This window comes from Stenotrophomonas sp. HMWF003 (assembly GCF_003061285.1).
GTDB lineage: Bacteria > Pseudomonadota > Gammaproteobacteria > Xanthomonadales > Xanthomonadaceae > Stenotrophomonas > Stenotrophomonas maltophilia_AP.
This window is the reverse complement of sequence record NZ_QAIW01000227.1, coordinates 1-6509: the sequence shown is the minus strand read 5'-3', so window position 1 is coordinate 6509 and position 6509 is coordinate 1. Positions and strand designations below refer to the sequence as shown.

Below are 6509 nucleotides of genomic sequence, written 5' to 3'. Positions count from 1 at the left end.
GCCCTGCGCAAGCGCTATGAAGAGGAGAAGGCGCGGTTTGCCACCCCGTAACAGCGCCTGGCCTCGCACATCCTGATCGCCGCCGATGGCAGCGACCCGGCCAAGCTCAAGGCCGCCGAAGAAAAGGCCACCCGCCTTGCCGCCGACGCGCGCAAGCCCGGCGCCGACTTCGCCGCCCTGGCCAAGGCCAACTCCGAAGATCCCGGTTCCAAGGAACACGGTGGCGATCTGGGCTGGGTCGAGCGCGGCGCGATGGTGAAGCCGTTCGAGGACGCGCTGTTCAACATGCAGGCCGGCGAAGTGACCGGCCCGGTCAAGACCGACTTTGGTTACCACGTGCTGCTGCTGCGCGAAAAGAAGGGCGGCGAAGGCCGTCCGTTCGAAGACGTGCGCGACCAGCTGGCCGCCGAAGCACTCAAGGCAGACAACGAGCGTGCGTTCACCGACCTGAGCGGCCGCCTGGTCGACCTGGTGTACAAGAACCCGACCTCGCTGGAAGGCCCGGCCAAGGACATGGGCCTGCCGGTCCAGACCCTGGGGCCGTTCACCCGCACCACCGCCAGTGGCATCGCCGCCAACCCGGCCGTGCTGCGCGCCGCGTTCTCCGACGTGCTTACCCAGGACGGCACGGTCAGCGACCCGATCGAGCTGGCGCCGAACCACAACGTGATGATCCGCGTCACCGAGCACAGCCCGGAGCAGGCGATGCCGCTCGCCAAGGCGCGTGACCAGGTGATTGCCGCCATCCGTGGCGAGCGTGTCCGCGTGGCGTCGGAGAATGCCGCCGATGCGGTGCTGGCCAAGCTCAAGGCCGGCCAGACCCTGCAGGCGCTGACGGTCAGTGACAAGCTGCAGGTGACCCCGCTGCCGGGCCTGCCGCGTACCCAGCCGGTGCCGACCCCGGAAATCAACCGTGCGGTGTTCAGCACGGCGCTGCCGGCCGATGGCAAGCCGAGCTACGGCAAGGTCGCCATGCAGGGCCGGTACCTGGTCTTCGCGGTGAACAAGGTCACTCCGGGCAACCTGGCCGAGATCCAGCCGGAGCAGAAGAAGGCCTTCACCGATCAGCTGAACCAGATCGATGGCATGGCCGCCGCCAAGGCCTACATCGACGCCATGCGCAAGCACTACAAGGTGCAGACCGAAGAAGCCAACCTGTAACCGATCCGGTTGCAGCGGCAGCAGAAGGCCCGGCATTGCCGGGCCTTCTGCGTTGTGGGGCCGGCCCGCGCCCAGCGGTGACCACGCCGCCACCGCGGCGTGGGCCGAGGCAGGTACGACAGCGGGTCGGCCGCACCTGATGACCTGCACGTGGGGTAGCCCGGCAGGGTCGCGCCCCAGCCGACGGCCGAACCAGTTGATCAGCGCGAGGTCGGCATGACCCGAACCGGCGCTGCCGTCCGCGGCAGACCGGCAGCATGCCGCGCGCCGGAAACGACGATGCCCGGCATGGCCGGGCATCGCAGGTACTACATCGACCGATCAGGCCGGCCTGGGCCGGCGCGCCGTATCAATCTTCCACGCGCAACACGGCCCCTGGCTTCAACACGCTGCTGCCGGTGAGCCCGTTCAGCGACAACAGCGCCTTCAGCGGCATCCCGTACCGGCGCGCGATGGTCCACGGCGACTCGCCGTCACGCACGGTGTGGCGACGGTTGCGGGGCCGGTCGGCACTGCTGGCCACGGTGCGGGCCGCGCGCGTGGTCGGCGCGCTGGCCGTGGCGGCCGGCGCGGTCTCGGTGCGGTCCGGAGACTCCACGGCGGCCACGGCGGCCATCACGGCGGCGCTGGCGTCGACCGGCGCGTGCGTGGCCGGGGCCAGCACCGTCACCTGGCCGCTGGGGCGGCCCTTGCCGCTCGCCAGGGCCGGGTTGAGCCGGGCAATCCGCGCCGGGTCCAGCGAGCGCTGTGCGGCCCACTGCTGGACGCTGGTGCCCGCCGGCAGGGTGTGGCCCTTCAGCACCGGCACCGTGCGGTCCAGCGAGGCCATCACGCCCGGCTTGGTTTCGGCGTTTTCCAGCACACAGGCCAGCGCGTGCAGCTTCTCGACGTAGGCATAGGTGATCGGCGACAGCCCCGGCAGTTCGGCCGGGCGCGCGTTCTGCGCGTTCATGCCGGCCTTGCGCAGCGATTGCAGCACCCGGTACTCGCCGGCGTTGTAGGCCATGGTGGCCAGGCGCCAGTCGCCCCCGAACATGCCGTGCAGGGTCTTGAGGTACCGCACCGCAGCCTGGGTGGAATCCACCGCGGACAGGCGGCCGTCGTAGCCCGGCGTCATCTGGACGCGGTGGTTCTTGGCGGTGGTGGCGATGAACTGCCACAGCCCGGCCGGGCCGCTGCCATTGCGGGCATTGGGCCGGTAGCCGCTTTCCACGAACGGAATCAGCGCGAATTCGGTGGGCAGGTTGGACCGGCGCAGCTCTTCCACCACGTAGCCAAACAGCACCAAGGCATCGTCATCGGTATTGGCCAGCCGTGACGGGGCGTGCGCGAACTGCTTCTGCCACCGCGGGCTGGTGGCCTCGGCGTTGCAGGTGGGTTCGGCCAGGCCATCGCGGAAGCTGGCGAAGATCTCCTGCCCGTTGCGCACCGAGACCGGCGGCAGGGCGGCGGGGTCCAGGGGCAGCTGGGAAAGCCCGGCCACGTTCTGCGACATTCCCGCACTCAACGACTGGGCGCTCGCGCCGCCGGCCAGGGACAGTGCCAGGCCGAGCGCGAGCGGCAACAATCGCCGGCTCATGTACCGAATCCGTCTTTCCAGCCGCGCAAGCCTGCGACGACATCGACTTCATCGGTGACGGGGCGACCCAGGTGGGCACTGACGGCCTGCTGGATCGACGGCGTTCCGGTACGCAGGAACGGATTGCAGTGGAGCTCGCTGGCCAGTGACACGGGCAGCGTAGGACGGTCATCGCGGCGCATGGCCAGGGCCTCCTCATGGCGCTGCAGCAACGCAGCGTTGGTGGGGTCGACATGCCGCGCGAAGACGGCATTTGACACGGTGTATTCGTGCCCGCAGCACAACAGCAGGTGCGGGGGCAGGGACGCCAGCTTGTGCAGGGATGCCAGCAGCTGGGACGGCGTACCTTCGAACATGCGGCCACAGCCCAGGCTGAACAACGCATCGCCACTGAAAAGGTGTTCAGCGGTGTGAAACGCGATGTGGAACCGGGTGTGGCCGGGCACGGATACTACGTGGAACCTTTGGCCCGCTGCCTGAATGCATTCACCTTCAGCCACCCGATGGGTGGCCATCGGGATGCGCGGATCGTCCGGCGCATACACCGCAAGCCCCGGATACCGGGCCTGCAAGGCGGCCACGCCGCCGATATGGTCGTTGTGGTGGTGGGTGAGCAGAATCGCCGTGGGGGTCCATCCCTGCTGCGTTGCGGCAGCCAGAACCGGGCCGGCGTCGCCGGGGTCGACCACGACCGCCTGGCCGTCATCGGCGACCAGCGCCCAGATGTAGTTGTCCGCAAATGCGGGTAGGGCAGTGAGTCGCATAGAATTGGACCATGCCCGCCACGCCGAGCCCCCGTCAAGCGTCAGTCGCATCCTGGTTTGATACTGAACCGGCACATGTGCTGTGCCAGTTGGAATTCCAGCGGCTGATGCCGTTGCTGGCCGAGCGCCCGGTCACCCCGTGGCTGTGGGTGGCGCCCACAGCCGCCTGGGCGGCCCTGCCGGACCTTCCCGGGCGCGGACTGCGCCTGCACCGCGACGGCGCAGGCTTCGCCGGCGACACCCGCTGTGGCCTGCCGCTGCCGCTGCCGGACGAGAGCGTCAACGCCATCGTGCTGCAGCACGTCACCGCCCGCGACGCCGAGCAGCTGATCGGCGAGTGCGAGCGGGTGCTGATGCCCGGTGGCCGGTTGTGGCTGTCCACGCTCAACCCGTTCAGCCCCTACCGCCGCCAGTGGCGCCAGCACGGCCTGGTCGTGCGCAGCCCGCAGCGGCTGCGGCACACCCTGGAGCAGGCCGGCCTGAGCTGTGATGGGCTGAGCTACCTGGGGCCGATGTGGCGTGACCGCGCCCCGGGCCAGCGCAGCTTCGCGCCCCTGCGCGCGGCCTGCCTGTTCACCGCCGAGAAACGCACCCCGGCCCTGCCGGGACCTACGCCACTGCCGGTCCGTCGATGGGCCGGTACCGTGGCGACCTGATCTGGACTGCAATGAAAACAATTGAAATACACACCGACGGTTCCTGCCTCGGCAATCCCGGCCCCGGTGGCTGGGCGGCATTGCTGCGCTACAACGCGCACGAGCGTGAACTGAGCGGTGGCGAAGCGCATACCACCAACAACCGGATGGAGCTGATGGCGGCCATCTCCGGGCTGGAAGCGCTGACCGAGCCGTGCAACATCGTGCTCTTCACCGACTCGCAGTACGTCCGCCAGGGCCTGACCCAGTGGATGCCGGGCTGGATCCGCAAGAACTGGAAGACCGCCGGCGGCGACCCGGTCAAGAACCGCGAACTGTGGGAACGCCTGCATGCGGCCACGCTGATGCATACCATCGACTGGCGCTGGGTGAAGGGCCATTCCGGCGACCCCGACAATGAACGCGTGGACCAGCTGGCGCGCGACGCCGCGATCCGGATCCGTGCCGCCGGCCCGGTACACTGAGCCCATGCGTCAGATCATCCTTGATACCGAAACCACCGGCCTGGAATGGCGGAAGGGCAACCGCATCGTCGAAATCGGCTGTGTGGAACTGCTTGAACGCCGTCCCAGCGGCAACAACTACCACCAGTACATCAAGCCGGACTGCGAATTCGAACAGGGCGCGCAGGAAGTCACCGGGCTGACCCTGGAGTTCCTGGCCGACAAGCCGGTGTTCGCGCAGATCGCCGAGGAGTTCCTCGCCTTCATCGATGGCGCCGAGCTGATCATCCACAACGCCGCGTTCGATATCGGCTTCCTCGACAACGAGCTGTCGTTGCTGGGCGACCAGTACGGCAGGATCACCGACCGCTGCACGGTGATCGATACGCTGAAGATGGCGCGCGAGCGCTTCCCCGGCCAGCGCAACTCGCTGGACGCATTGTGCAAGCGGCTGGGCGTGGACAACGCGCACCGCCAGCTGCACGGCGGCCTGCTCGATGCGCAGATCCTGGGCGATGTGTACATCGCGCTGACCTCGGGCCAGGAGGAAATCGGCTTTGGTTCGGCCGACGACGGCAAGCGCGGTACCGCGCATGCGCAGGCCTTCGATACCTCGCGCCTGCTGCCGCGCCCGCGCGTGGTGGCCACGGCGTCCGAGCTGGACGCGCACGAAGCGCGGCTGGCCAAGCTGCGCAAGAAGGCCGGCCATGCCATCTGGGATGGGCCGAAGGTGGAAGAAGCGGTGGCGTGAGGGCATCACGGCCAACGGTCGTGATCCACTCATGCGATGAAACGGCAGGTCACGATCGTTGGTCGTGACCGGGGTCAATCAATGGCAGCGCACCAGGATCACGGTGATGTTGTCCGACCCGCCGCCATCCAGCGCGGCCGCCACCAGGGTATCCACGCATTCCTGCGCGCTGGCGTCATCGAAGGCCAGGGTGCGGGCGATGCCGGTGTCCTCGACTTCCTCGGTGAGCCCGTCGCTGCACAGCAGCAGCTGCATGCCCGGACGCAGTTCGCCGGTGGTGGTGGCCACGTTCAGGTGCGCCGGGTCGGTCACCCCCAGCGCCTGCGTCACCACGTTGCGGTGCGGATGGGCGCGCGCCTGCTCGGCGGTCAGGTTGCCCTGGGCCACCATTTCCTGCACCACGCTGTGATCCTGGCTGAGCTGGGCCAGCTGGCCGTCGCGCCACAGGTAGGCGCGGCTGTCGCCGACCCAGGCCACCTCGTACCGGTTGCCCTGTACCCGCGCGGCCACCACGGTGGTGCCCATCGGCAGGCTGTCGTTGCGGCGGCGCGAGGTGCGGATGATCTCTTCATCGGCCACCCGGATGGCGTGCGCCAGCGTCGCGCCGTGGCGGATCTCGCGCACGATGGTCTCGCGTGCCAGCGCGCTGGCCACTTCGCCGCAGGCGTGCCCGCCCATGCCATCGGCCACCAGCCACAACGCCAGTTCGCCATCGCCGTAGTAGGTGTCCTCGTTGAGGTCACGGCGCAGGCCGGGGTGGGTGAGATGTCCGAATTCGATCATGGGTGGGCTGCAGCCAAAGGGACGTTGCGGGGGATAACGGCATGATCGCGGCCCGCCGGACATCCGGCAAGGTATCCATACAGAAGAAATTCACTTCCTGGGTGCGGAATGACTTGTCGTCAGCGCGTCCTGCCCGTATCATTCGCGTCCCGGTTCGCCGGGACCATCTGGAGAGGTGGCAGAGCGGTTGAATGTACCTGACTCGAAATCAGGCAGGCGTTTATAGCGCCTCGGGGGTTCGAATCCCCCCCTCTCCGCCAGATACAAAGAAGAAGGGCTGCCCACCGGGCAGCCCTTTTTCTTTGTATCTGGCGCGGGATGCGACGGCGCTGTGCGCCGTCGCCCCAAACGCTGCTGTGCAGCGTTTGGGCC

General features: G+C 68.4%; 6 protein-coding genes, 1 tRNA gene and 1 pseudogene. 5 read left to right on the top strand and 3 right to left on the bottom strand.

Annotated features, from left to right (window positions below; all coding sequences use genetic code 11):
- Window positions 1–1161 (top strand): annotated as a pseudogene (locus tag DBR34_RS22475) (peptidyl-prolyl cis-trans isomerase); the annotation flags it as partial.
- A 349-nt stretch (window positions 1162–1510) separates the two neighbouring features.
- Here the strand turns inward: DBR34_RS22475 and DBR34_RS09205 are convergent.
- A complete protein-coding gene (locus tag DBR34_RS09205) occupies window positions 1511–2740 on the bottom strand; it encodes a lytic transglycosylase domain-containing protein (protein WP_128096572.1) in 1230 nt (409 codons plus the stop codon).
- A complete protein-coding gene (gene gloB / locus DBR34_RS09200; protein ID WP_128096571.1) occupies window positions 2737–3504 on the bottom strand; it encodes a hydroxyacylglutathione hydrolase in 768 nt (255 codons plus the stop codon). Before gloB ends, DBR34_RS09205 begins: the two co-directional genes overlap by 4 nt.
- 11 nt (window positions 3505–3515) lie before the next feature.
- Here gloB and DBR34_RS09195 point away from each other — a divergent pair, with 11 nt between their 5' ends.
- From DBR34_RS09195 to dnaQ, 3 genes are read left to right on the top strand one after another with little or no spacing between them, the layout of a single operon-like run.
- Window positions 3516–4160, top strand: a complete 645-nt coding sequence (locus DBR34_RS09195) for a methyltransferase domain-containing protein (RefSeq protein ID WP_128096570.1) — start codon at window positions 3516–3518, stop codon at window positions 4158–4160.
- Window positions 4161–4171: 11 nt separating this feature from the next.
- Window positions 4172–4624, top strand: coding sequence for a ribonuclease HI (rnhA, locus tag DBR34_RS09190; protein ID WP_128096569.1), 453 nt, complete (start codon window positions 4172–4174; stop codon window positions 4622–4624).
- 4 nt (window positions 4625–4628) lie between these two features.
- Window positions 4629–5354 (top strand): DNA polymerase III subunit epsilon, encoded by a 726-nt coding sequence (gene dnaQ / locus DBR34_RS09185; RefSeq protein ID WP_128096568.1) that lies wholly within the window; start codon window positions 4629–4631, stop codon window positions 5352–5354.
- Window positions 5355–5432: 78 nt separating this feature from the next.
- On the opposite strand, the gene DBR34_RS09180 is transcribed toward dnaQ, so the two are convergent.
- Entirely contained in the window at window positions 5433–6137 is a 705-nt protein-coding gene (locus DBR34_RS09180) for a protein phosphatase 2C domain-containing protein (protein WP_038690130.1), read from the bottom strand.
- Between the two features lie 169 nt (window positions 6138–6306).
- Here DBR34_RS09180 and DBR34_RS09175 point away from each other — a divergent pair.
- Window positions 6307–6397 (top strand) — tRNA-Ser (locus DBR34_RS09175).
- The last annotated feature ends 112 nt before the right edge of the window (window positions 6398–6509 follow it).